16 protein-coding genes and 1 tRNA gene are annotated in these 25,499 nt (G+C 67.8%); 13 read left to right on the forward strand and 4 right to left on the reverse strand.

The window, feature by feature from the left end; genetic code table 11:
- Positions 1-24: 24 nt before the first annotated feature.
- Positions 25-987, forward strand: a complete 963-nt coding sequence (locus QK291_RS10290; protein ID WP_282381405.1) for a 4-(cytidine 5'-diphospho)-2-C-methyl-D-erythritol kinase — start codon at positions 25-27, stop codon at positions 985-987.
- Between the two features lie 98 nt (positions 988-1,085).
- Positions 1,086-2,915 carry an ABC-F family ATP-binding cassette domain-containing protein gene (locus QK291_RS10295; RefSeq protein ID WP_282381407.1) on the forward strand — a complete coding sequence of 610 codons (1,830 nt, stop codon included), beginning with the start codon at positions 1,086-1,088 and terminating at the stop codon, positions 2,913-2,915.
- Positions 2,916-3,474: 559 nt separating this feature from the next.
- On the opposite strand, the gene QK291_RS10300 is transcribed toward QK291_RS10295, so the two are convergent.
- Complete coding sequence (locus tag QK291_RS10300) at positions 3,475-4,074, reverse strand: TetR/AcrR family transcriptional regulator (protein WP_282381508.1); 600 nt, start codon at positions 4,072-4,074, stop codon at positions 3,475-3,477.
- Positions 4,075-4,356: 282 nt separating this feature from the next.
- Between QK291_RS10300 and QK291_RS10305 the strand changes: the two genes are divergently transcribed.
- The 11 genes from QK291_RS10305 (at position 4,357) to sufU (ending at position 22,799) form a co-directional block, all read left to right on the forward strand.
- Positions 4,357-4,428, forward strand: a tRNA-Gln gene (locus tag QK291_RS10305).
- A 208-nt stretch (positions 4,429-4,636) separates the two neighbouring features.
- On the forward strand, positions 4,637-6,127 hold the full coding sequence (gene glmU / locus QK291_RS10310; protein ID WP_282381409.1) for a bifunctional UDP-N-acetylglucosamine diphosphorylase/glucosamine-1-phosphate N-acetyltransferase GlmU: 1,491 nt from the start codon (positions 4,637-4,639) through the stop codon (positions 6,125-6,127).
- Between the two features lie 5 nt (positions 6,128-6,132).
- Positions 6,133-7,113: a ribose-phosphate diphosphokinase gene (locus QK291_RS10315; RefSeq protein WP_282381411.1), complete on the forward strand. Its 981-nt coding sequence runs from the start codon at positions 6,133-6,135 to the stop codon at positions 7,111-7,113.
- 261 nt (positions 7,114-7,374) lie between these two features.
- The gene (locus tag QK291_RS10320; protein WP_282381412.1) at positions 7,375-7,980 is read left to right on the forward strand and encodes a 50S ribosomal protein L25/general stress protein Ctc; all 606 of its coding nucleotides are present in this window, start codon (positions 7,375-7,377) and stop codon (positions 7,978-7,980) included.
- A gap of 107 nt (positions 7,981-8,087) precedes the next feature.
- Positions 8,088-8,681 carry an aminoacyl-tRNA hydrolase gene (pth, locus tag QK291_RS10325; protein ID WP_282381414.1) on the forward strand — a complete coding sequence of 198 codons (594 nt, stop codon included), beginning with the start codon at positions 8,088-8,090 and terminating at the stop codon, positions 8,679-8,681.
- Positions 8,682-8,858: 177 nt separating this feature from the next.
- Positions 8,859-11,603, forward strand: a complete 2,745-nt coding sequence (locus QK291_RS10330; RefSeq protein ID WP_282381416.1) for a LuxR C-terminal-related transcriptional regulator — start codon at positions 8,859-8,861, stop codon at positions 11,601-11,603.
- Positions 11,590-14,304, forward strand: a complete 2,715-nt coding sequence (locus QK291_RS10335) for a LuxR family transcriptional regulator (RefSeq protein WP_282381418.1) — start codon at positions 11,590-11,592, stop codon at positions 14,302-14,304. The genes QK291_RS10330 and QK291_RS10335 overlap by 14 nt, the downstream gene beginning before the upstream one ends.
- 894 nt (positions 14,305-15,198) lie before the next feature.
- Entirely contained in the window at positions 15,199-17,934 is a 2,736-nt protein-coding gene (locus QK291_RS10340) for a LuxR C-terminal-related transcriptional regulator (protein ID WP_282381420.1), read from the forward strand.
- Between the two features lie 99 nt (positions 17,935-18,033).
- A complete protein-coding gene (locus tag QK291_RS10345) occupies positions 18,034-20,832 on the forward strand; it encodes a LuxR C-terminal-related transcriptional regulator (protein WP_282381422.1) in 2,799 nt (932 codons plus the stop codon).
- A 173-nt stretch (positions 20,833-21,005) separates the two neighbouring features.
- Complete coding sequence (locus QK291_RS10350) at positions 21,006-22,319, forward strand: SufS family cysteine desulfurase (protein WP_282381424.1); 1,314 nt, start codon at positions 21,006-21,008, stop codon at positions 22,317-22,319.
- A 12-nt stretch (positions 22,320-22,331) separates the two neighbouring features.
- The gene (gene sufU, locus QK291_RS10355; protein WP_282381426.1) at positions 22,332-22,799 is read left to right on the forward strand and encodes a Fe-S cluster assembly sulfur transfer protein SufU; all 468 of its coding nucleotides are present in this window, start codon (positions 22,332-22,334) and stop codon (positions 22,797-22,799) included.
- Positions 22,800-22,866: 67 nt separating this feature from the next.
- Here the strand turns inward: sufU and QK291_RS10360 are convergent, their stop codons facing one another.
- Genes QK291_RS10360 through QK291_RS10370 form a run of 3 tightly spaced genes read right to left on the reverse strand, consistent with a single transcriptional unit; the run spans position 22,867 to position 25,173 of the window.
- A complete protein-coding gene (locus QK291_RS10360) occupies positions 22,867-23,088 on the reverse strand; it encodes a hypothetical protein (protein WP_282381428.1) in 222 nt (73 codons plus the stop codon).
- 3 nt (positions 23,089-23,091) lie between these two features.
- Positions 23,092-23,589, reverse strand: a complete 498-nt coding sequence (locus QK291_RS10365; RefSeq protein WP_282381429.1) for a DUF2505 domain-containing protein — start codon at positions 23,587-23,589, stop codon at positions 23,092-23,094.
- Positions 23,590-23,637: 48 nt separating this feature from the next.
- The gene (locus QK291_RS10370; protein ID WP_282381430.1) at positions 23,638-25,173 is read right to left on the reverse strand and encodes an SDR family oxidoreductase; all 1,536 of its coding nucleotides are present in this window, start codon (positions 25,171-25,173) and stop codon (positions 23,638-23,640) included.
- Positions 25,174-25,499: the final 326 nt, after the last annotated feature.

A 25,499-nucleotide genomic window follows, 5' to 3' on the forward strand; every position in this document is an offset into this window, starting at 1 on the left:
CCCGCCATGCCATAGCGTGGAGCCATGAACGCAGTGAGAGGTCGCTTTGCCGCGAGGACTGTCCGGGTCAAGGCTCCCGGCAAAGTAAACGTCTCACTGGACGTCGGGCCACTGCGCGCGGACGGCTACCATTCGGTCGCCAGCGTCTACCTCGCGGTGTCCCTCTATGAAGAGGTCGCCGCCACCAGTACGGACACCGGGGGGATCACCGTCAGCATCAGCCCGGCGAGCACCCTCGATTTCGACGGCGTCGACATTCCCCTCGATGAGCGCAACCTGGCCTACAAAGCCGCCGCGATCATGGCCGATGTCTCCGAACACTCCACCGGCGTCCACCTCGAAATCACGAAGCGGGTGCCCGTGGCCGGAGGCATGGGCGGTGGCTCCGCGGACGCGGCAGCCACCCTGCTGGCCTGTGACGCGCTGTGGAACAGCGGGCTGTCACGCGAGGAACTCGCGCACCTGGCCGCCGAACTTGGCGCCGACGTGCCCTTCTCGCTGCTGGGCGGCACCGCCGTCGGCCTCGGCCTCGGCGACGAACTCTCCCCGGCCCTCGTCAAGGCCCAGACCGACTGGGTCCTGGTGGCTGCTGACTTCGGCCTGCCCACCCCGGACGTCTACCGGACCCTGGACCGGCTCCGCGCGGCCGAAGAAGGACTGATCGAGGAACCCAGGACCGTGGACCCGATGATCCTGCAGGCCCTGCGTGCGGGCGACGCCGACGCCCTGAGCCGGGTGCTGGTCAACGACCTCCAGCGCGCCTCGATTGAACTGGCGCCCAGCCTCCGGGACACCCTCGGGCTCGGCGAGTCCCTGGGGGCGATCGCCGGGATCGTGTCCGGTTCCGGACCCACGGTCGCGCTGCTGGCACACAGCCCGGCGGCCGCCGCAGGACTCGCCGACGACCTCCGGCACCACGGCCTGGATGCCATGGCGGTGCACGGCCCGGTTCACGGGGCGCGCATCATCTCCGATACGCTCCTTTAACAGGATTGTCGTGATCAGCACGACGTCAGCGGGCTTGATTCGATCAGGCCTGCGCACATTTGCACGGCATAATTTTTTCTCTAGGAAAGCAGTTCCCAGTGGCACACCTGCTCGGCGGCGAGAACCTCACGGTCTCGTATGCAACCCGTACCGTACTTAACGGCGTCACCCTTGGGCTCGAAGAGGGCGACCGGATCGGCATGGTCGGCCGGAACGGCGACGGCAAGTCGACACTGATGCGCCTACTGGCAATGCGCGCCACCCCGGACTCCGGCCGGGTGACCAAGCGCAGCGAGGTCAACATCGGCTACCTGGACCAAAGCGACGTCCTCGACGGCGACCTCACCGTCGGCGCCGCGATCGTCGGTGACCAGGCCGACTACGAATGGGCCCGCAATCCCCAGATCCGCGAAGTGATGGGCGGACTCGTGTCCGACGTCGACTGGCACGCCAACGTCCACGCCCTCTCCGGCGGGCAAAAACGGCGCGTGGCGCTGGCCAAGCTGCTGATCGAGGACCACGACGTGATCATGCTTGACGAGCCCACCAACCACCTCGACGTCGAGGGTGTCGCGTGGCTGTCCCGGCACCTGAAGACCCGCTGGCGGGCCAACCAGGGCGCCTTCCTCGTCGTCACCCACGACCGCTGGTTCCTGGACGAAGTCTGTACCAAGACCTGGGAAATCCACGACGGCATCATGGACCCGTTCGACGGCGGTTACGCCGCCTATGTGCTGGCCCGCGCCGAACGTGACCGCTCCGCTTCCGTGGTGGAAAGCAAGCGCCAGATGCTCGTGAAGAAGGAGCTCGCCTGGCTCCGGCGCGGCGCCCCGGCCCGCACCGCCAAGCCCAAATTCCGGATCGAGGCGGCCAATGCCCTGATCGCGGACGTCCCTGAGCCGCGCGACTCGACGGCCTTGAGCAAGATGGCCACCGCCCGGCTCGGCAAGGACGTCCTGGACCTGGAGAACGTCTCCCTCGACTTCCTCGGTGGTGAGCCCGGGCAGAAACTCTTCGACAACATCACCCTGAGGCTCGCCCCCGGTGAACGCCTGGGCCTGGTCGGCGTCAACGGTGCCGGCAAGACCACCCTGCTGAAGCTCCTCAACGGCGAGATCCAGCCCAGCTCCGGGAAGGTCAAGCGCGGCAAGACGGTTGTTACCGCGGTCCTCACCCAGGAGGTCAAGGAACTTGACGACGTCTCGGACCTGCGCGTGATCGAGGTGATCGAGCGCGAAAAGCGATCCTTCAACGTCGGCGGCAAGGAATTCACCGCGGGCCAGCTCGTGGAGCAGCTTGGTTTCACCAACGAGAAGCAGTGGACCCCGGTCAAGGATCTCTCCGGTGGTGAACGCCGGCGCCTTCAGCTCCTGCGCCTGCTGGTGGGGGAGCCGAACGTGCTGATGCTCGATGAGCCCACCAACGACCTCGACACCGACACCCTGGCCGCCGTCGAGGACGTGCTGGACGGCTGGCCGGGCACGCTCGTCGTCGTCAGCCACGACCGCTACCTGCTGGAACGCGTCACGGACCACCAGATGGCGCTTCTGGGCGATGGCAAAATCCGTGCCCTGCCGCGCGGTGTGGACCAGTACCTGGAACTGCGCGAAGCGGCGCTGGCCGGCTCCACCATCACCGGCGGCGGCAATCCTGTCACGGCCGCCAGCGGCCCTTCCGCGCCCGCCGCGGCCGGCGCTTCCGAAGCCGAAAAGCGGGACGCCCGCAAGGCCAAAAACCGGATCGACCGCCAGCTGGGCAAGCTCAAGCAGCAGGAGGACAAGATCCACGCCCAGATGACCGCGGCGGCCGCCGACCCCTCCGCGGTCGGCGGCCTCGCCGGGCTGAACAAGAAGCTCAAGGACCTCGCCGTGGAACGCGAAGCCCTCGAACTCGAATGGCTGGGAGCCCTCGAAGTCCTCGGCGAGTAACCGCCTGCCCCCGGGGGACATGCCCCCTGTGTTGCGGCATGGCTGGACATGTCCCCCGGTCGGCTTGTGCCCCGCAGGACATGCCCCCTGGGGCAGACGACGGTTGGACATGTTGGTGTTATGTCCAGTCTCCGTGCCCAGGGGAGGGCATGTCCCGCGGGGTGCTCGGTTTTTTGTCCCCGGACCGGGTTCGTCATCTCCCTGGGTCCTCGCCGCGGCTGGACATGTCCCTCGGTCGGCTTGTGCCCCGCGGGACATGCCCCCTGGGGCAGACGACGGTTGGACATGTTGGTGTTATGTCCAGTCTCCGTGCCCAGGGGAGGGCATGTCCCGCGGGGTGCTCGGTTTTTTGTCCCCGGACCGGGTTCGTCATCTCCCTGGGTCCTCGCCGCGGCTGGACATGTCCCTCGGTCGGCTTGTGCCCCGCGGGACATGCCCCCTGGGGCAGACGACGGTTGGACATGTTGGTGATATGTCCAGTCTCCGTGACCAGGGGAGGGCATGTCCCGCTGGGCCCCGGGCGCGTCCCGCTGCAGTGAGGGGACTACAGCCCCGGGCGCTAGTCGTCGCTGCGGAGCTCGGGGTCTTTTTGGAGCCCGGTGAGGCCATTCCAGGCGAGGTTGACCAGATGTGCGGCGACTTCGCGTTTGTCCGGGGTACGGCTGTCCTGCCACCACTGGCCCGTCATCGCCACCATTCCGACCAGCATCTGTGCGTACATGGCGCCGTCGGCCGAGGTGAAGCCGCGGCGGGCGAACTCGTCGGCCAGGATGTACTCCACGCGGGCCGTAACGTGGGAGATCAGGGTCGAGAAGGCGCCTTCGGGCTGCGTCGGCGGGGCGTCGCGCATGAGGATGCGGAAGCCCTCGGAGCGGTCCTCGATGTAGCTCAGCAGGGCCAGGGCGGCCCGCTCAACCAGGACGCGCGGCTTCGCTTCTTCGGACAGCGCATCGCTGATGGAGCCCAGCAGGATCCGGAACTCGCAGTCGACGACCTGCGTGTACAGGCCCTCCTTGGAACCGAAGTGCTCGTAGATCACCGGCTTGGAAACGCCCGCGGCGGCGGCGATCTCCTCGATCGTGGTCCCGTCCAGACCGCGGAGGGCGAAGAGTCCCCGCCCGATGCCGATGAGCTGGCTGCGGCGCTGGGGCCCCGTCATGCGGACCCGGCGTATGTCGCGGGCGGACCGTGCCGGCCTGCCGCTGCTGCCCGCCGCGCCTCCGGGCACCCTGCCGCTGCTGACCGCCGCACCTCCGGGCACCCCGTTGCTGCTGCCCGCCGCCCCTCCGGGCACCCCTGTGCTGTTGCTCACAGCACCATCATGCCCCACATCATCCCCCGGGAGGGGCGCGGCCGGGGCCCGTCCGCGACGCCAGCACGTGGCGGCAACGCAGTGTGGCAGAATTGACTCTCGTGCCACAGGCTCAGTGCCTTGGCATGGTCCGCCCTGGTGTAATGGCAGCACCCCGGCCTTTGGAGCCGTGGAGTATAGGTTCGAGTCCTATGGGCGGAACTGCCGTGCGTCGCGGGGGCCGGGAAACGGCACCCGCCGGGCGCGGCTCCGGGTGAGTCCAGTAAGATGAATCCGGTGCCGTGACCGAAGTCTGGCCCGCCCAAGTTGTGCGGATCCGGCAACGGGGGTGCACCAGCTGGCCTCGCCGGCCACCCAGATCCACCAAGCAGCGGCATGCGCTAAGCCACTGAGCAAGGAGAGCCCGCACGTGAGCCCCGAGAAGACCGGCCCAGCCGCCGTCATCGTCCTAGCTGCAGGTGCCGGTACCCGGATGAAGTCCCGTACCCCCAAAATCCTCCACGAGATCGGCGGCCGGTCCCTCGTCGGCCATGCGCTGCACGCCGCCCGCACCATCCGGCCGCAGGAGCTGGCCCTCGTCGTCCGGCATGAGCGGGACCTCGTGGCCGCCCACATCGGCGCCGTCGACCCGGCCGCCCTGATCGTCGACCAGGACGAGGTCCCCGGCACCGGCCGCGCCGTGGAGGCCGCGCTCGAGGCCCTGGACGTGCTTCATCCCCAGGGGCAGCTCAGCGGAACGGTCGTCGTGACCTACGGCGACGTCCCGCTCCTCACCGGCGGGCTGCTCGCCGAGCTCGTCGCCAGCCACGAGGCCGGGCACAACGCCGTCACTGTCCTGACCGCCGTCCTGTCCGACGCCACCGGCTACGGCCGCATCCTCCGGGCTGCGAACGGAACGGTCACCGGCATCCGGGAGCACAAGGACGCCACCGACGCCGAACGCGACATCAGGGAGGTCAACTCCGGCATCTACGCCTTCGACGCCGCAGTGCTCCGCGATTGCCTGGGCCAAGTCACCGCCGATAACGCCCAGGGCGAGAAATACCTCACCGATGTGCTGGCCCTGGCCCGTGCTGCCGGGGGCCGCGTCGCCGCCGTCGTGACCGAAGACCGCTGGCAGGTCGAGGGCGCCAACGACCGGGTCCAGCTCTCCGCCCTGGGCGCGGAACTCAACCGCCGCGCCGTCGAAGCCTGGATGCGGGCCGGTGTCACCGTCGTCGACCCGGCCACCACCTGGATCGACGCCACCGTCACCCTCGACGAGGACGTCCGGCTGCTGCCCAACACCCAGCTCCACGGCACCACCACGGTGGCGCGGGACGCCGTCGTCGGCCCCGACACCACCCTCACCGACGTCCACGTGGGGGAGGGCGCCAAAGTGATCCGCACCCACGGTTCCGGCTCCACGATCGGCGCCAAGGCGAGCGTTGGCCCGTTCACCTACCTGCGTCCGGGCACCGTCCTCGGCGAGACCGGCAAGATCGGTGCCTTCTACGAGACCAAGAACGTCACCATCGGCCGCGGCTCCAAACTCTCCCATCTCGGCTACGCCGGCGACGCCGAGATCGGTGAAGACACGAACATCGGCTGCGGAAACATCACCGCGAACTACGACGGCGAGAAGAAGCACCGCACGGTCATCGGTTCCGGTGTCCGCACCGGCTCCAACACCGTCTTTGTCGCTCCCGTGCAGGTCGGTGACGGTGCCTACAGCGGTGCCGGCGCAGTGATCCGCCGCGACGTGCCGCCCGGCGCCCTGGTCCTTTCCCTGGCCCAGCAGCAGAACACCGAGGGCTGGGTCCTGGCGAACCGCCCGGACTCGGTTTCCGCGTCCCTGGCCGCGGCCGCCGGCGCCACCACAACTTCCTCCAGTACTCCGGCATCTACAGAAGAGGGCTAGCAACAATGAGCGAAATTACGGCACGCGGCGAGAAGAAGCTGGTGCTTGCCGCTGGGCGCGCGCATCCCGAGCTGGCGAGGGAAATCGCCAAGGAGCTCGGCACCGAGCTGCTGCCCCTGGATGCCTACGACTTCGCCAACGGCGAGATCTACGTCCGGGCCGGAGAGAGCGTCCGCGGCACCGACGCCTTCGTTATCCAGGCGCACCCCGCCCCGCTGAACAACTGGCTGATGGAACAGCTCATCATGATTGATTCGCTCAAGCGGGCCTCCGCCAAGCGCATCACCGTGGTGTCGCCCTTCTACCCGTACGCCCGGCAGGACAAGAAGGGCCGGGGCCGCGAGCCCATTTCCGCGCGCCTCATCGCCGACCTCTACAAGACCGCCGGAGCAGACCGCATCATGAGCGTGGACCTGCACACCTCGCAGATCCAGGGCTTCTTCGACGGTCCCGTCGACCACCTCATGGCAATCCCGCTGCTGGCGGACTACATCCGCACCCGCGTTGGCGCGGACGACATCACAGTGGTCTCCCCGGACACCGGCCGCGTCCGCGTTGCCGAGCAGTGGGCCGAGCGCCTCGGCGGCGCGCCGCTGGCGTTCGTGCACAAGAGCCGCGACCTGACCGTTCCGAACCAGGCGGTGTCCAAGACGGTCGTCGGCCAGGTCGAAGGCCGCACCTGCGTGCTGATCGACGACATGATAGACACCGGAGGCACCATTTCCGGTGCGGTCCAGGTGCTCAAGAACGCCGGGGCCAAGGATGTCATCATCGCGGCGACGCACGCCGTGTTCTCCGATCCCGCGGCCCAGCGGCTGTCCGAGTCCGGCGCCCGCGAGGTGGTCGTCACCAACACCCTTCCGATTGACGCCAGCAAGCGATTCCCGCAGCTCACCGTGCTGTCCATCGCGCCGCTGATCGCCCGCGCCATCCGGGAAGTGTTCGACGACGGCTCCGTCACCAGCCTGTTCGACGGCAACGCCTGACCCCCGGCTGGGCCACGCCCGGCCGTCCCCCCGGGCGGGCACGTTTTCATGAAACCGTGCCCGCGCTGGTAGCCTTGTACCGAAACCTTGGCGAGGGAGAGCGCCGGTCAGCCGTGTTCACGGCTAACCGGACTGCTGGTCTCCGTTATCGACTGGGTCTGAATCTCCCTTCGGAAGGGCGGCCTCACGGCCACCCGGCGTTGAAGGTCGCAAACAGACCTCCGCCCTTGCTGACCACCGCTAGTCCACTAGGAGATACCCATGGCTGAGCAGAAGCTCGCAGCAGAAGTACGCACCGAATTCGGCAAGGGCTTCGCCCGCCGCGCCCGCATGGAGGGCCTGATCCCGGCCGTCATCTACGGCCACGGCGCAGAGCCCATCCACATCACCCTGCCGTCGAAGTCCACCACCCTGGCTGTCCGCCGCGCCAACGCCCTGCTGACCCTGGACATCAACGGTGAAAAGCACCTGGCCCTGGTCAAGGACATCCAGCGCGACCCGATCAAGCAGATCATCGAGCACCTCGACCTCCTGACCGTCCGCACCGGCGAAAAGGTCACCGTTGACGTTCCCGTGCACGTCACCGGGGAGCTGGCTCCGGGCAACGTGTTCAACCAGGAAATGACCACCGTCTCCCTCGAAGCCGAGGCAACCCACCTGCCGACCGCCGTCGAGGTCAGCATCGAGGGCCGCACGGCCGGCGAGCACATCCACGCTTCCGACCTGGTCCTGCCGAAGGGCTCCGTCCTGCTGGCCGACGCCGAGGCCCTCGTTGTGCACATCTCCGAGGCCACCGAGGTCTCCGAGGAAGAAGCATCCGCCGACACGACCGAGGGTTCCTCCGTCGCAGAAGCACCAGCCGAGTAGATCCGGCGATTGTCGGTGGCCGGGTCCCATTGGGGCCCGGCCGCCGTCGTCTGCACCGCCTGACCCATCTGCCCCCGACCCGGACTGCCCCACCAAAGGACTGATCCATGACTGACACCTGGCTGATCGTTGGCCTCGGGAACCCCGGAGCCGAGTACGCCCACAACCGGCACAACGTCGGACAGATGGTCCTCGACGAAGTCGCTTCCCGGATCGGGAGCGGCTTCAAGTCCCACAAATCCCGGGCCCAGGTCCTGGAAGGCCGCCTCGGCATCGGCGGCCCGCGCGTGGTGCTGGCCAAGCCGCTGAGTTATATGAATGTCTCCGGCGGCCCGGTCTCGGCGCTTTGCAAGTTCTACGACATCGAGCCCGGCCACGTCATCGCCGTGCACGACGAGATCGACATTCCCTTTAGTACGGTGAAGCTGAAGCTGGGCGGCGGCGAAGGGGGCCACAACGGGCTGCGCGACATTTCCAAGGCCCTCGCAACCAAGGACTACCTGCGGGTCCGGGTCGGCGTTGGACGCCCGCCGGGCAGGATGGACACGGCAGACTATGTGCTGAAGGACTTTTCCGGTTCCGAGAAGAAGGAACTGGCCTTCCTGATCGACACCGCGGCGGACGCCGCGGAAGCCCTGGTCCGCGACGGCCTGCTGGCGGCGCAGCAGCAGTTCCACCCGACGAAGACGCCCCAGCCGTAATAAGCCTGGAACTTCCGCCCGCATGACGTAACGCGCCGGGCAGACCCTCGAATTTCTTCCAAGCGTCCCAAATTGCCGGTAGGATCGCTCTACTCTGATGTCGGGGGATAGGGATACGCTACTTCTAAGCGGACGGTCTCAGGTTTGCTGTCCGCAAAGCGGTACGAAGGAAACAAGATGTCGAGGGATTTGCTGGGCTGGGGGAATGTTTCCACTACATTGGTGCCCGCCGAAGAAGTTCCTGCAGCCGGTCCGCTGGACCGGCACAGGTGGTCAGGCCTCGCGCGCAACGCGGACGCCGACCGGGTTCGCAGCGCCCTGCTCGCGGAGGACCGCATGGGCGTGGTCATCACCGGTGACCGCGGCGTGGGCAAAACCCAGGTAGGGCGCACCGCGGTCGCGGGCTTGGGACCCGACGTCTATACCCTCCAGCTGCGCAGCTCCGGACCGGGCTCGGCGACGCCCTACGGATGCCTGGCCTTCACGCTCGCCCGCCTGCCGCAAAGCTCCCTCGGCTCGCCGACGGCCATCCTGCACGGCATCACGTCCCTGATCCGCGACGACGCGGCCGGACGCCAGTGCGTCATTCTGCTGGACAACGCCGGAGCCCTGGACGACCTGAGTACCGGAGTGCTGCTCAACCTGGTGCAGACCCGGACCGCGCGGCTCGTCGCCACCGCCCAGCGCACAACGGACCTTCCGCCCGACTTCTACTGGCTCATTACCTCCGGGCAGCTGGCCGAGGTCCGGCTCGCGAACCTCACGGAGGTTGAAACCCTCGAGGTGCTCCAGGCGGCGCTGGGGCACAGGGTGTCCAGTGCCCTGGCCAGCCAGCTGCACCATTTGGTGGGTGGCAGCCCGACCCTGCTGCAGGCCGTGGTCTCGGAGCAGATTGAACGGGGCAACCTCGTGCTCTCCGGGGCCGTCTGGACCCTGGTGGATGAGGTGGTCCTTGACGGGCGCACCGCACTGGAAGACATCGTCCGGGCCAGGTACGCCCGCGAAACACCGGTGGCCCGGGAACTCATCGAAGTCCTGTCCTGCGCCCGGACCCTGCCGCTGGCCCGGCTCGCGAGGATGTACAGCCCCGGCGTCATCGCGGACATGGAAGATGCGGGTCAGATTGTTGTCGACCGGACGGGCCGGCACCTCGTTTCGCTCGGGGACCGCTATCTGGGCGACATCGTCCGCAACTGGCTCAGTGTGGAGCGCAGGCTGGAGCTGCGGGACAAAGTGCCGGGGCACCAGCAGGATGAGCTCAACGAGCTGACCGTAGATGACCTGCTCGCCTACGCGGCCTGGACCCACGACTGCGATGCGCCCCTGGCGCCCGCCCACGCCGTGGCGGCTGCCGGCGCCGCCGTCAAACTCTTTGACCCGAAGTTCGCGCTCAAATGCGCGGGCAGCCTGGGCCCGAAGGACCCGGAGTGGACCGAGGGCCAGCTGCAGAAATCCGCAGCCTACCTTCAACTGGGACTGCCGCTGCAGGCCATGGCGGCCCTGGACGACGTCTCCGAAGCCCAGCTCGGCACCCTCGGCGCCGGAGCGTACGCGGAACTGATTGCCGCGAAGGCGGACTGCATGTCCTGGTTCCCGGACCGGGCTGGTCAGGTCCCTGAGCTGCTCGGGCAGGCCCGCCTGCGGCTCCGCGAGCTCGCCGGGCAGCCACCGGCGGGGTCACCGCAGGAGCTGACCCGTGCCGAATTGTGCCTGGACCTCTGCGAATTCAACTACTTCTCCTTTGTCGGCGACTACGCGCCAATGATGGACCGGCTCCGCGCGGCGGCGTCATCGGAGGTGGACGACGTTGATCCGGTGCATCGGCTCAGGTGCGGCATCATTCTGATCGAAGCCCTCTGCATGACGGGCAGGGAGGTCGAGGCCCGCAATCTGCTGCGGGAAATCGGCGGCCAGCTGGGGGAATGGTCCAATGTTCCGCGGATCCGGGAAAACTTTGCCTGGCGATCCTTCAACGTGCTGCTCCTGTCCGGATTCTGGCGCCAGAGCATCGACATGCTCAAGGACGCCAGCGGCCGGGCCGGCCACGGGCTGCATTCCGGCAGCGCGCCCACTGATCTGGCTGTAGGTCTTGCCTATGTCTATGCGGGCCGCGGCTACATGGCCCTGGACCCGCTCCTTGCGGCGATCGCCCAGCTTGAAGTCAGGGCCAGCCTGCACTCGCTGCGGCAGGCCTACGCGGCCACCGCTTTCGCCTACGCCCAGACCGGGAATTCCGTGCAGGCCACGGTCTACCTGGACCGGGCCCGTTCAGCGGACGGCCCTGCCCGTTTCGCGGTCCGAACCTCCGCGGACTTTTGCATGGACATGGCCTCGCGCTGGCTGGGAGATCCCGAGGCGAAGGACCGGCTGGTGCGCGCGGCTGAGGAACATTACCATGCGGGACGGTTTACCCTGGCCGGCATCTTCATGCTCGGTGCGACGGTCAACGGCACCACCAGGGATTTCCAGTTCCTGGAGGACATCGCGGCGTTGCGGCAGGGGCCCCTCGCAGAGCTGTCCCGAACGATCGCCGTGGGCAGCCGCACGAAGGACCCCGCCGTGATGTTGGAGGCCGCCAGCCAGGCCGCGGCCCTGGAACTCGACGCCGTCCAGGCCAGATGCGCTGCCCTCGCTTTCGACTTCGCCAAGGCCGCGGGGCTGAGCGTGAAGGCCAGCGCGGCCCACGCCATCCTCGAAGGTCTCGCGGATTCCTTGCCCGCGCTGCCGGTTGTCCCCAGGAACAAGGGGCCGCTGCTCACAGACCGGGAACGGCAGATTGCCACCCTCGCCGGCAACGGGGTCTCCAACAAGGACATTGCCCTGGCCATCGGTATTTCCGTTCGGACAGTGGAAGGACACCTCTACCAGGTGTTCACCAAGCTGGGAGTTTCTTCGCGAAGTGATCTGCTTGGACTCATCTAGGAACCGCGCGACCGTTCCCGATTCGGCGGAAGCAACGAAGGCCCTGACCGGGCGGGCGGAGGATCTGCGGTCGGCGGTGGAGGCCATCCAGGGGAGCACCCACGTTGCGGTCCTGCTGCTGGGTGACAGCGGGATCGGAAAATCCACTCTCCTGGACGCCGTGGTGGCCGAACTGCAGACAGCCGTGACACCTGTCCGCATCCACGGCAGCCCTTCGCTGGCGAATGTGCCCTACGGCGTACTGGGCCCTTTTATTGTCGGGCTGCCCGTGGAGGAGGCCACCTCGCAACTGGCGGTGCTCAGGACCTTCTGGGCGCGGCTGGAGGAAGAGCGCCGCGCTTCCCAGAAGCCCCTGCTGCTGGTCGTGGACGACGCACATGACCTTGACGAGTCGACGGCCGGAATCCTGGTGGAACTCGCCGCCGCCGGCTGGGTGAAACTGCTCGTAGCCTCGGCCGCCCGGCCGGGCCTGCCGGAACCGCTGCTGCAGCTGTGGTTTGAGGGGATAGCCGAACGCCTCGACCTGCGACCACTGACCCAGCAGCAGACCTATGACATCCTCGAGGGCACACTGGGTTCCCAGATCCTGCCAAGCGTCGCCGAAGTCCTCTGGGAAGCCTCCGAGGGCAACCCGTTGCTGCTCAGCGGTCTCATTGACGACGCGAAGACCGACGGCACGCTGCTGCAACGCAACGGGGTGTGGCTGCTCGCCAGGCCGCTTAGCAGCCACGGGGACCGCCTCACGGACGTCGTGCGCCGGCAGCTGCTCCGGCGTTCCCCGCAGGAACGCCACGCCCTGAACCTGATTGCCCTGGCCGAGCCGGTCTCCCGGGATCTGATTGAGGCCACGGTGGGCGAAGACGCGGTGGCCGCCCTCATCGAACATGAGATGATCCGCGTGACGCCGGCACCGCACCCGCAATTGAGGCTCTGGCACTCCATCTACGGCGACACACTGCGCAACCTGATTTCGCCGGCCCGCAGCCTCCAGCTCCGGCAGAGCCTCCTGCGGCTCATGGACAACGAACCAACGTCGGCAGAAGGCCTGCTGCGCCAGGTCAGCTGGTCGATTGAATGCGGAGCGGAGGTCGAGGACCGGCAGCTTCTGCGGGCAGCCGTCCTGGCCAGCCGGCTCCACGAGGACGAACTGGCACGTAACGCCGCCGCTCTGGTCAAAGACCCCGAATTGCAGGTGGCTGCACGGGCCGTGACGGCCAGGACCTACTTCAACACCTCGGACTACTCCTCTGCCCGGGACATCCTGGAAGCCGACTTCGCCAAGGGCCAGAGCGTGGCTGTCCTCCTCACGGGAACGCTGATGTGGGCTGCGGTGCAGGCAGCGCTGGGCCACGCGCCGGCGGACATCATGGACCGCGCCGCAGCCCTCCTGGAGGCAGGGGAGAAGCTGGCCCGGGACAACCCGGAAGATGCCGAGGGAATCCTCGCGGCCACCCGGGAACGGTATGCGACCATTCACGCCATGGTGTTTGCGCTGGCGGGGGAGTACCCGGACGGTGCCGGCATGGAAGCCGAAGCGGAGGCCGGCGCAGAGCCTCCTCCCACAAACGCCCTGGAGGCTGCGTTTAGTCTGGCGCTGACGTCGGAACGGCTCCTTGTGCAGGGCAAAGCGGTGCAGTCGTTCGCTGCGGTGTCACAGGCCCTGGAGAGCGCGGGTTCCGGAGACGGCGAACTGCATTTCCTCGCCGAATTCCTCGTGGCACGGGCAGCGGCAGCCGTGATCCACGGTGGCGACTGGGAAGCCGCCGGAAACCTCCTGGCCGGTGTGGCCGCCGGACAGGGCCCCAACCTCGCCTCGTTCGGCGGCGGAGTCCACGCCGCACACGGCATCATCCTGCTGTACCAGGGCAAGGCCGCCGAGGCCGTGAACACGCTCAGCGCGGCGCTGGAATCACTGCGGGTCGCGGATCCCCAGCAACTCTTCGCCCTGACCGCCGCGATGGCCGCCGCCGCCGCCGCCGACGCGGGCGCCAAAGACAAAGCAGCAGCATTCCTCGCCGACTACGACGCAGCCCCGCGGACGGTGTCACGCTACCTGCGCATCCTCTCGCAGATGGCAGTCACCTACGGAAAGGCCCACCTGGGCAACTACCCGGGCGCCGTCGACGAGTTGAGGGCGCTGGGACGCCCCCACGGCGACGATTCCACGGCAGGGCTGGAGTTCGAATCGCTGGTCTTCTGCCTGGCCCTCGGAGACCGGGCCGCGGCCGCGCGGCTGCTCGACCTGCAACCCGAGCTGGAAGGCCCCCGGCCCGCCGCGATCTGCCGCTATGCGGCGGCGGTCAGCACAGGTCTGGCCGCTGATTATCTGGAAGCGGGGACCATTTGCGAAGAGGCCGGGCTGTGGGGCTTCGCGACGCTCGCCTACGATGCCGCCGCGGCCGGGTACCGGGCAGCCGGTGACACCCTGCGGGAACGCATGGCGATGTCCCGGCGGAAGCACTGCCTGGACAGGGCAGACCGAATCGCCGGCCAGGAAATGGACGCCGCAGCCGACCCCCTTGGCGTGCTGACGCGCCGGGAGCGCGACATCGTGGCGCTGGCGGTGCGCGGCCTGAGCGACCGCCAGATAGCCGCCGAGCTGCAGGTGTCCATCCGAACCGTCGAAGGCCACCTTTACCGCAGCTATGCCAAGCTCAACGTCAAAGGCCGGGACCAGTTGCCGGGAGTATCTCCGTCCTGACTGGCTCCGGGCATTCTCCGGCCCGGCCGTTTGCGGTTTCCCCAACCCCGTTACCGGCGGCCGGGCAACAGTCGTCACTGATTTCCCGATCGCCGCGCGTAACCCCGGGGGGCCGGCAAGTAGGCACCCGGCGGCCCGGGTACGGGGACCGCGTAGCCGAACCGCGCAAGCCATGCGAGCCGGCCGCCATGGCAAGTACCCTGGACCACAGCTTCGATCGGAACCCGCCACGAATTCGAGTACGCACTACCGGTGCGCCGTTGGTGTCCGATTCGCTAGATTGTATTCAAGCACCAGGAACCACCCGACAAATCCACCCGACGAAGGACTTTGAACGTGGAGCCATCAACGCAGAAGCGGCCCGGGCAGAACGAGGAAGTTGCCAGGACCGCCGGCGTGGGGACGATGGTCCACACTGGTGCAACAGATGTTAAACCGCTCCGAAATGGTCTCTCGAATGGTTCCCGCCACGTGCGTGAACCCCTTTGACGGAGCCGACGGCGTCGGAACCTTCTGAGACCGAGGTTCCTCCCCCCAGCCGCCGTCGGCTCCCTAAGTTTTCAGTGGCCCCAGTCCTGGCTCGGCCGCCCGCACGCCGGGCGGCCGTGCCAGAACTGTGACGGCGCAAAGCCGTACCACGCCGGGGCGCGGCAGCCCTCCCAAATCCAGGCACCACGGACACCCGCGTGGCGAAGCCCGCACCACCCGGCTTTCGGATCGGGACCGACTACTTGGTTTGGATGACATTCCGGCCTGGCGACCCTGAGTACATCCACGTAGTCCAGGGACCTCCCCCGCGCTGGTAATCGAGTAGCGCTTACGCATCCGAAAAATCCCTGCTGTCAATAGTTTGGACTCATCGGTAGTCATACTTTGATTGCGAAGGTCTCTCTCATGTTTCAGCAGGAAGTCGGCCTGCCTGCGGGCAGCGGCAGAACAGATTTGATCTCTACTATCCAACATTCGGGGAAGGGGCGGCCCGAGAAGCACTACACCCGGCACAAAACCGTTGAGGACGTGGTAGCGGCGCTGACATCGGGATCCGGCTGCGGGGCAGTCCTCGTCGGGGAGCACGGGGCTGGAAAATCATTCATTGCCCAGCGGGCCCTGGAACACTTGGGGGACGACTACCTGGTCGTCCAGGTCCGGGGCAGTTCCATCTCGTCCAAACTCCCGTACGGTGCCCTGAGCGTGCTGCTCAATGAACTCGATGCTTCCCACCTTGAGCACCCGCTGATGGTGCTCCGGGGCTTGACCCAGCTCCTTCATGCCCGGGCCCAGGGCCGCGGCGTCGTGCTCTTTGTCGACAACGCCCATGACCTTGATGAGCTCTCCACCATGATGGTTGCACAGCTCTGTGCAGGCGGACACGTACTGCTGCTCGCAGCGTGCGTTGACCTGCCGAATCTGGGCAGCGACATCATGGGACTCTGGAAGGACGATCTGTTGCGCCGGATCGACCTTGGCCCCTTCGATTTCCGTGAAACGGCCGACAGCCTTGCCCAGGAGTACGGCGGACACTTCTCCCACAGCGCGGCTCGCGCCCTCTGGAACGCAAGCGGCGGCAACGCTCTCTTCCTGCACTCCCTGGCACGGGAGCAGATCAAGCTCGGAACCATTGTCCGCCACGAGGACTTCTGGGTTTTGGGGGACAAAACGGTCGCTCTGGCCGGAGAGATACGGGATGTTCTTAAAGCCCGCCTGAACCGGCTAAGCCCCGGCCAGCGCGACGTGTTCGAGCTCTTGGCGCTCGCCGGAGCCCTGCCCCTGCAGACCCTGATGAGCGTGTCCCGGGCGCAGGACATAGACACGCTGCAGGAACGGGCACTGATCGTCGTCAGCCATGACCACCCGCCCATGGTGAGTATCGCCAACCCGGTCACTGCCGGAATCGTTGCCAGCGTGGTGCCGCCGGGCCGCAGTGCGGAGCTTCGGCGCCGGCTGGGGGCTGTTCTCCAGGACCAGGACGTCGACGAATTCACGGGGTCCACGGCGGTAGCGTGGGCTCTGGACTGCGGGGAAGAGGTGGGCCCCCGAATGGCCTTGGCGGCGGCGCGCCTCGCGAACAAGGCATCCGACCCGCAGTCCGCCCTGAGGTTTGCCCGGGAAATCGCGGGCGGCGAGAAACTGGCGGAAGTGGCCGTCGAATCTGCCCGGGCGCATATCGCCCTGCACAACGACGACGCCGCCCGCCGAATCCTGAGCGACGTTGAACAGCGGGCAGGTGACGGACTTGCGCTGGGTGAGTGGGCCTCACTGCAGCTCCTGTGGGCCGAACTGGACCGGCGCGGCCCTGCAGCATCGGCCAGCGCACTGGCCAGGCTGCAGGAGATTGAACTGCGGCTCACGGTCTCCGGGGAAGCCGGTGCGGAGCCGGATTCGGTCGCTGAGCGGTTGCGCCTGGCCTATGCCGAGCTGGCCGCCTTCGAAGGCCGGTACGGTGACGTCCTGCAAATGTTCGAGGACGCGGATACTGCCGACCTCGGCAACGAAGCAAAGGTCATCGCCGCGAGCCTGCTGTGCGAGGCGAAAGCTGTCACCGGCGACGTCCTGGGCGCCGTAGGGCTCAGCAGGCAGGTCATCCTTTCCGCTGGCACCCTCGACCTTTCCGATGCATCGATCCGCGAAATCCGCGGGCGGTTCCTGTTGCTCCTGCTGTTGTCGGCCAGATTCCGGGAGGCGGCAGACTTCATCGCCGACACCTCGGAATCCTGCGACCAGCAAGCCAGGCTGGGCGGCATGTTCGAGATCGGCCAAGGGATCGTTGACCTCCATCGCGGTCATCTCACGGGGGCAATCCAGCGGCTGCAGTCCGGGGTCTGGCAGCTCAGCGTGCACGATCCGGACGCTGTTGCCGGCCTCGCTGCCGCAGCCTGTGCGTACGCTTACGCGCTCCAGGGCGATGAGGACAAAGCATGCGCCCTGCTGGTGGAAATCGAGGAGCAGCAGCCCCGGGCAACGTGGCTCGTGAACCGCCTCACCCGGTACTTTGAGCTGTCCGCCAAAGCGGAAATTGGGCAGAAGACCGAGGCTCTGCGCGCACTGAAGCTGGAAGCCGACATTGATACGGACGCCTCTGCCCTTGCCACCGGCCTGCAGTTCCTCTCGGCGGTAGCCCGGCTGGGAGACCGCCAGGCCAGCCAGAAACTCAGTGACCTTGCGGACCAGGTCAGCGGGCACTTCGCCGCCCTGTGCTCGCGTCTCGCGGATGGGCTGGCGGATGCAGACAGCGAGGAACTGCTGGCTACATCCAAGGACGCCGACGCGGCAGGCCATGCGGTCTTCGCCAGGGATGTGACCAGAAAGGCGGTCAGCTGCGCGAACGACGCCGGGAACCGGATCTCCCTCCGGATGGCCCAGCGCACGCAGCAGTCCCTGGAGGACCGGTTCGGCAACCCCAGGAACGGAGTGCTCTCGCTGCTGACCTCCACGTTGACAGCCCGGGAATCGGAGGTGGCGGTCAGAGCGGCGGCGGGTACGTCCAACCGGAAGATCGCGGATGAGATGCACGTTTCTGTCCGCACCGTTGAGGGGCATCTCTACCAGGTATATGCCAAACTCCACGTCGCGAGCAGGTCGGAACTTAAAGATGTCATCTCCGGACCGGTGGAACACGCCCGCCTGGGCTGACCGACCCGGGGCCCGGGCCTCCAGTCGGTCGGGGCGGAGCCGGCGCCCACGTTCCCGGGCGGTCCGGGCGCCGACGTGTTGCCGCGGGGAGGGCCGCAGGTGGAAAGCCTGACTGAGTCCGCAACCCTGGTGGGCCGGTCCGGCGTCGTCAAGGACATCGTCAAATGCCTGCGCGACGGCGGGACTGCCGGTGCCCTCATCGTCGGCAACCCGGGCACGGGGAAAACCGCAGTCTCCCGGGCTGTCATCCGGGAACTGCGTCCCCACACGGCCGTGATCCGGCTCTCGGCAACACCAGCACTGTCTGCCGTGCCGTTCGGCGCGCTATCGCCCTACCTCGGCGAGCTGCCCGCCCACGACCTGGATTCCTTTTCCGCCGTCGTCAAGGCCATGACAGACAGCATCAAGTCCCAGCCCAGCAAGCCGCTCTTCGTGATCGATGACGCCCAGTGCCTGGACCACGGGACGACGCAGCTCGTTGCGCAGGCGGTAGCGACCGGTGCTGCCAGCATCCTCGCCTTCAGCCGCCCGGGATTGCTGATCCCCGAGGAATTCCTGGCCCTCTGGGATGACGGACTCGTTGCCAAGTTTGACCTCGAGCCGCTCACCCGGACCGAGGTGCACCAGCTTTGCGAGCAGGTTCTCCGCGCCGATGTCTCGCCGTGGGCCAGTGCGCTGTTCGCCGAGGCTTCTGCCGGAAACCCGTACATGCTGCTGTCCCTGATCGAACACGCCCGGACCACAGGTGCCCTGGCACTGCGCCACGGCACCTGGTTCCTCATCTCAACTCCCGGCCTGGCCGACATTCCCGTCGCCGACCTGATCGGCCACGAACTGCGGTCGATGTCACCCGAAGAAAGGACAGCCGCAGCGATAGTTGCCCTGGCGGGACCGCTGCCACTGGGCCAGCTGTTGGGGTTTGGCGGCCCGAAGGCTGTCGACGCCCTGGAACGGGCCGGCATCATCACCGTCTCACGAGGCGCTGACCGGACGGTCCGCCCCGCGAGTCCCCTCATCGGGGAGATCATGCGCCGGTGGGTTCCGGCGGGAAAAAGCGCCGGTTTGCGTGCCAGCTTTGTCTCACTTCATCCGGGAGGGCCAGTACCCCCGGACGCATTCCTGAACCGGGTTCGATGGGCGCTGGACTGTGGAGCCGCGGTGCCGCCGGAGGAGCTTCTCAAGGCGGCGTGCACTGCCAACGCCGCCCTCGACGCCCGGTCCGCGTTGCGGACCGCCGAGGCAATTTCCGATGATGCGAAGCTGCCCGAGGCCCGGTTGCAGATGGCCTACGCGCGGTACCTGCTGGGCGACCGCCAGCAGTCCGCGAACTTCCTGCGGCTCGCTGAGCCCATGCCAAACGAAAACGCCCGCTATCTGGCGGCTCTGCTGTCCGCCAGGCTGACGGCACGAACAACGACGCCGGGGAACCGGGTAGCAATCGACCGCAGCCGTGCCACCGCCGCAGGACCAGACACCGCCGGAGCCGGCACAGCAGGAACGGGCGCCCAGGGGGGTGGAAGTGCCGGAACTCCCGCCGCCGCTATCCCCGCCGTGCCGGCCGACGTCGGGCTTCCCCCCACCGGCCAAGGGGCCTTCCCCAGCGACGCCGGGTCGGGGCCGTCATGGCTGGATTTGGCCGCGGTGGCACAGGCGGCGCGGTCCGCCGGCAGCCGGCCGAACAGGAACCAGTTGAACGGCGGCCAGGAGGACCGTGAGGGCGGGCTGAGCCGGCTGATCGTGGCCGCCGGGGAGCGGCCGGAGATTAAGATCCCGGCCGAGTCGCTGCTCGCCGAATTGCTCTGTGCCAAAGGCCGGGTGGTGGACGGCCTGGGGCTGGCCCGCGAGGCCTGGCAAGGGGCCCGGAGCGCCAGCCTGGCATTGCCCCTCATGTATGAGGACCTCCTGGTGCGCTACAGCCTGAGCCTTAATTGGGCGGGGGAATGGGAAGCGCTCGCCGCAGCCCTCGATGAATACGAGGCCGACTTTCCGTCGCGGCTGCTGCTCAGCGGCGGCATCCTGCACTTGATGAGGGGCCTCGCCCGTGTCCGTCAGGGGCGCATGCCCGAGGGGATTGCCGAGCTGGTTCTTGGCGTCGAGGATCTCACGATTGCCGATCCCTGGGAATTGCTGCCGTTCGCCCATGCGGTCGCAGCATACGCCGCCTCCGTGGTGGGTCACCCACGGGAGGCCGAGGAGCACGCGACAGCTTTCCGGCTGTCCCGGTACCGCGGTCCGGGGGCACTCCCGCTTCTCGCCGAAGCGTACTCGACCGCCGCTGGCGGAGCGCCCGGGGGCGCTGCCGACGTCAGCAAGAGGCTCGGCGGCCTGGCGGAGGAGGCCCGGCGGCAGGGTCTGCGGGGGGTTGAGACGGACATCAGGCGATTGGCCGTGCGCCGCGGGGACACGGCGGCAGCTGACGGTCTTGCCCGGAGCAGCCTCGCGGTGGAGGGGCGGGAGGCCGGCATGCTCCACGACTACGCGCTCGCGGTGCTTCATGCGGACGACGCCGAACTCGTCAGGATCAGTGACAAGGCGCTGCGCGCCGGCTATGTGTTGCTGGCGCTCGAAGCGGCGCAGCAAGCGGAACGCTGCCTCGCCGAAACCACGGACAAACGGAAACTGCTGGCTGTCCAGCGCAAGATCCAGAACAGGATGACTGCTGCCGGCATGGCTGCCCATATTGACCTGGTCCGTCCGGAACAGGATGCCGAACTTACCGCCCGGGAAACCGAAATCCTGGACCTGGTGTCCGCCGGGGCCACCAACTCCGAGATAGCCAAGCGGCTCTGCGTGTCCCAGCGGACCGTGGAAGGACACCTCTACCGGGTGTTCGCCAAACTCGGCGTCAGCCGGCGGGTTGACCTGATCGACACCGGCGGCCATTCACACAGGCCCTGAGGCCCCCAGAGGGACAACCCGGAGGGACAACCCGGAGGGACAACCCGGGGGGACAGCCCGGGGGGACAGCCCGGGGGGACAACTGAGGACCCCGGTATTACCTGCAGAATCGGGTGCGCCGTTCCGTGGGATGATGGAAAGTAGTCCATTTCACCCGATCCGAGGAGGCCAGCGTGGCTTTTGTGCCGACGTCAGAGTCCCGGGCCCTGCTCTCGCCAGCCCTGACCGACGATGAGGTGTTGCGGATCCGCAATGATTTCCCCATCCTCGCCCGGCCCATGGGCGGTCACCCCCTGATCTATCTCGATTCCGGGGCGACCTCGCAGAACCCGATCAGCGTCATCGAGGCCGAGCAGGAGTTCTATGAGCAGCGGAACGCCGCCGTTCACCGCGGCGCGCACCTGCTGGCCGTGGAAGCCACGGAGTCGTTCGAGGACGCCCGCGAGACCCTGGCCGCCTTTGTGGGCGCAGACGCCGACGAGATCATCTGGACCTCCAACGCCACCGAGGGACTGAACCTCCTCAGCTACGCGTTCCTGAACTCGTCCCTGCCGGGGGCCGCCGGGCCGGCGGCACGCTTCGCCCTGGGAGCCGGCGACGAGATTGTCGTCACCGAGATGGAACACCACGCGAACCTTATCCCGTGGCAGCAGCTCGCGGAGCGTACCGGTGCGACCCTTCGGTTCGTCCCCGTCGATGATGCCGGTGCGCTGGACCTCGACGCTGCTGCCGGGATTATCAGCCCGGCCACCCGGGTCCTCGCCTTCAGCCACGCCTCGAATGTCCTGGGGACCATCAACCCGGTCAAGACCCTGGTGGCGATGGCCCGCCGGGTGGGTGCCCTGACCGTGCTGGACGCCTGCCAGTCCGCGCCCCACCTTCCCCTGGACGTGAAGGACCTGGATGTCGACTTCGCGGTCCTCTCGGGCCACAAGATGCTGGGACCCACCGGCATCGGCGTGCTGTACGGCCGGTCCGAGCTGTTGAACGCGTTGCCGCCGTTCCTGACCGGGGGATCGATGATCACCACGGTGACGATGGAGCGTGCCGCCTTCCTGCCTGCCCCGCAGCGCTTCGAAGCAGGGACCCAGAAGGTCTCCCAGGCCATCGCACTCGCCGCAGCGGCGAACTACCTCACCGAGACGGGCATGGGCCGCGTCCACGCCTGGGAATCCCTGCTCGGGCAGCGCCTCGTCGAAGGCCTCTCATCGATTCCCGGCATCCGCGTCCTCGGGCCGGCCCCCGGCGAGGAGCGGATCGGCCTCGCCTCCTTCGATGTCGCCGGCGTGCACGCCCACGACGTCGGACAGTTCCTCGATAGCAAGGGAATCGCCGTCCGCGTGGGCCACCACTGCGCGCAGCCGCTCCACCGGCGCCTCGGCCTGACGGCAAGCACCAGGGCCAGCACCTACCTGTACAACACAACGTCCGACGTCGACACGTTCCTCGCGGCTGTCGCCGGGGTCCGAGCCTACTTTGGAGCCTAAGGACTTTTCCGTATGAGCCTTGAACAGCTGTACCAGCAGATCATCCTGGAACACGCGAAACTGCGCACCGGCAGCGGGCTGGCCGAGACGCCGGTTCCGGCGGGGGCGTCGGCCGGGCAGTCCCACCAGCTCAACCCGGTCTGCGGGGATGAGGTCACTGTCCGCGTGGCGGTGTCTGACGGGAAGGTCGCCCAGTTGCGCTGGGACGGCCAGGGGTGTTCGATTTCCATGGCCTCGGCCTCGGTACTCGCCGAGCTCGCCGAAGGGATGGACGTGGCCGGTTTCACTGCGGTTATCGACAGCTTCCGGGACGTCCTGCGCTCCCGGGGGAAACTCGCCGCGGATCCGGAAATCCTCGGCGACGCGGCCGCTTTTGAAGGTGTCTCGAAGTACGCCGCCCGGGTGAAGTGCGCCATGATCTCCTGGGTCGCGGCCGAGGACGCCCTGGCCCAGGCCCGAACGTCGAGCACCGCACCTTAGGCTCCGGCGGGTAGCGCCCGGAACCTGGCCTGGCCCGCCGCCTGGCCAGACCCGTCTGACCGCGCCCCTAGCTGATCAGGCCGGCGATCCCGATGGCCGCCGTCGCCGCCCCGAGCAGCATGGAGATACTGACCAGGACGACGTGGACGGTGAGGAAGCGGGTGGCTTTGCCGTCCGTGTCGCGGGACCTTGGATCCTTCATGACCCGGCGCAGGAACTGCGGCCAGACAACAAGGGACCAGAGGCCGGCAACGATCAGAACGGCGGCCAGGATTGCCGGCAGCTCCATGTGCTAGTGGCTTTCGAGCCAGGCCTGGGCCTGGGTGGACTGGATGTTCAGGGCCTTGCCCACCATCGGTTCGGCCGCTTCGGCAATCTTGCCGCCCAGGAACGGGACCGACGACGTCACAGTGCCCTCAAGCTCGATCCGGGTGCTGCCGCCGTCGGAGACGAGGCGCTGGACGGCATTGACGTCCAGGGGCGCCCCGGAGACTTTCAGGGTGATGCTGCTCAGCCGGGAGCCGTCGGCAGCGGGGGCGTCCCAGCTCTCGAGCTGAGTCACCTTCAGGCGTTCGCCGACGAATTTCCTGGCCATGTCCGGCATCCGGTGGGTCGGGATGGTCCGCACGGTCGTGGTGCTGAAGGCGCCGGCCGTGTCGCCGTCGACGGTGAAGGATTCGAGGGTCCCGCCGACGAGTTCGCTCGTGTGGCGCAGGAAGTCCTCGTTGACGAAAACGGCGGTGACTCGGTCAACGTGGTGCGGAAGGCTGGTGGATGCACTCAATGCCATGGGGGTCCTCCGTGGGGGTGGAACTGGTCGTTTCGGGCTCCAAACATCCTACGCGGTGTGCCCGGCCGGCTCCGATTCCTGGTCCTGGAGGGCCTTCGCCGCGGCCGTGATATTCCGCGACATGGCGGGGAAGATCAGGCTGTGGAACGGCAGCACCGCCAGCCAGTACAGGCGCCCGCTGAGTCCCTTCGGGAAGAAGATTGCGCGCTGGCGGTAGCGGCTGCCGGTTCCCTCCGGCTCCACTGAGAGCTCCAGCCAGGCCCGGCCCGGCGCCCGCATTTCGGCGCGCAGACGCAGCAGCCGCCCGCGATCGATCCGTTCCGCCCGCCACCAGTCCACCACCTCGCCCTCGGCCAGCAGGTGCGGGTGGCGCCGTCCGCGCAGCAGCCCGGCGCCGCCGGTGAGCTTGTCCAGCAGACCGCGGATGCGCCAGGCCAGGGGCATGGAGTACCAGCCGTTCTTCCCCCCGATCCCTTCAATGATGGTCCAGACGTGCTTGGGATCGACGTCGCTGGAGTAACTGCGCTCATCCAGGTAGACGAGGTGGCCGGCCCACTCGGGATCGGAGGGAAGCGGGTCCGCGTCGGCGCCAGCACTGGCCCACGTGGTCTGCACCTGGCCGTCGCGCTCCTTGCCCAGGGCGAGGGCCACCGCCTCACGGTACGTGGTGAGTCCGCCTTCCGGCGGGGGGATGTGCGCGTCGATATCGTGCTCCCGGGAGACGGCGTCGTGCTGGAGGGACTCCACGAGCGGCAGGGACATCGAGAGCGGGATCGGCGTGGTCAACGCGACCCACATGCCCGCAAGCTTGGGCGCGGGAATGGGGAGCGCCAGGACCACGCGGTGCGGGAGCCCGGCCTCCGCGGCGTATTCCTGCATCATGCCCGCGTAGCTGAGGACCTGGCGGCAGCCGATGTCGAAGGTGCGGTTGATCGGGCCTTCAAGCGCCGCGGCCCCGACGAGGTAGTGCAAGACATCGCGCACGGCGATCGCCTCGATCTTGTTGCGCACCCAGCTGGGGGCGGGCATCAGGGGCAGCGTCTCGGACAGGTGCCGGATCATCTCGAACGAGGCCGAACCGGAGCCGATCACGACGCCCGCCTGGAAAACGACGGCGTCGACCGGGCTGTCAAGGAAGACCTTTCCCACGGCTTCGCGGGACCGCATGTGGGTGGAGAGCTCGGCTCCGGCGGGGTGCAGGCCGCCCAGGTAGACGATCCTGTCCACGCCGGCGTCGGCTGCGGCTCGCGCCGCGGTCTCGGCCATCGCCTTCTCCTTGGATTCGAAGCCCGATCCGGCCGCCATGGAATGGACCAGGTAGTAGAGCACTTCGACGCCGTCCAGCGCCGAGCGCAGGGCATCGCCGTCGTCGAGGCTGCTCTGGACGACCTCGACGTCGGCCAGCCACGGTACGCCGGCAATCTTGGCCGGCGTCCGGACCAGGACCTTCACGGTGTGCCCTGCTTCGAGCAGCCGGGGGACCAGCCGACCGCCGATGTAGCCGGTCGCGCCGGTGACAAGCACCGTTCGTGGATTGCCGCTCGGCGCGGGAGAGGTCTGTTCGGATTCAGGCGTGCCGGTCATGGTGACTCCTTGTCGTCTATGAAGCATTCGGAGCGCCAGGCCGTTCGGACGGCCGCGTATCTTGTCAGCCTAGTCCGGCCTCCAGCTGGGCCGGTAGGACCATGACCTCACAGGCCTGAACGATCCCGCCCGGACCGGCCCCACACAAGGCAACGCGGGGTCACGTAGCGCCCAAAGCCGCCCTGCGGATGGGCGCGAAGTGACCCCGCGTTGCTTTGTTCCACCTCAGTGCCAGCACCCGGTGAATTCCGGGGCGCCGCGGCGCTCCGCGGCTGGCTGGAACCGAGCCCCTGCGGCCCTGACCCTGGCTGCGCGGTAGGCTTGAG

It is taken from the genome of Arthrobacter sp. AL12 (assembly GCF_029960645.1).
In the GTDB taxonomy this organism is placed as follows: domain Bacteria; phylum Actinomycetota; class Actinomycetes; order Actinomycetales; family Micrococcaceae; genus Arthrobacter.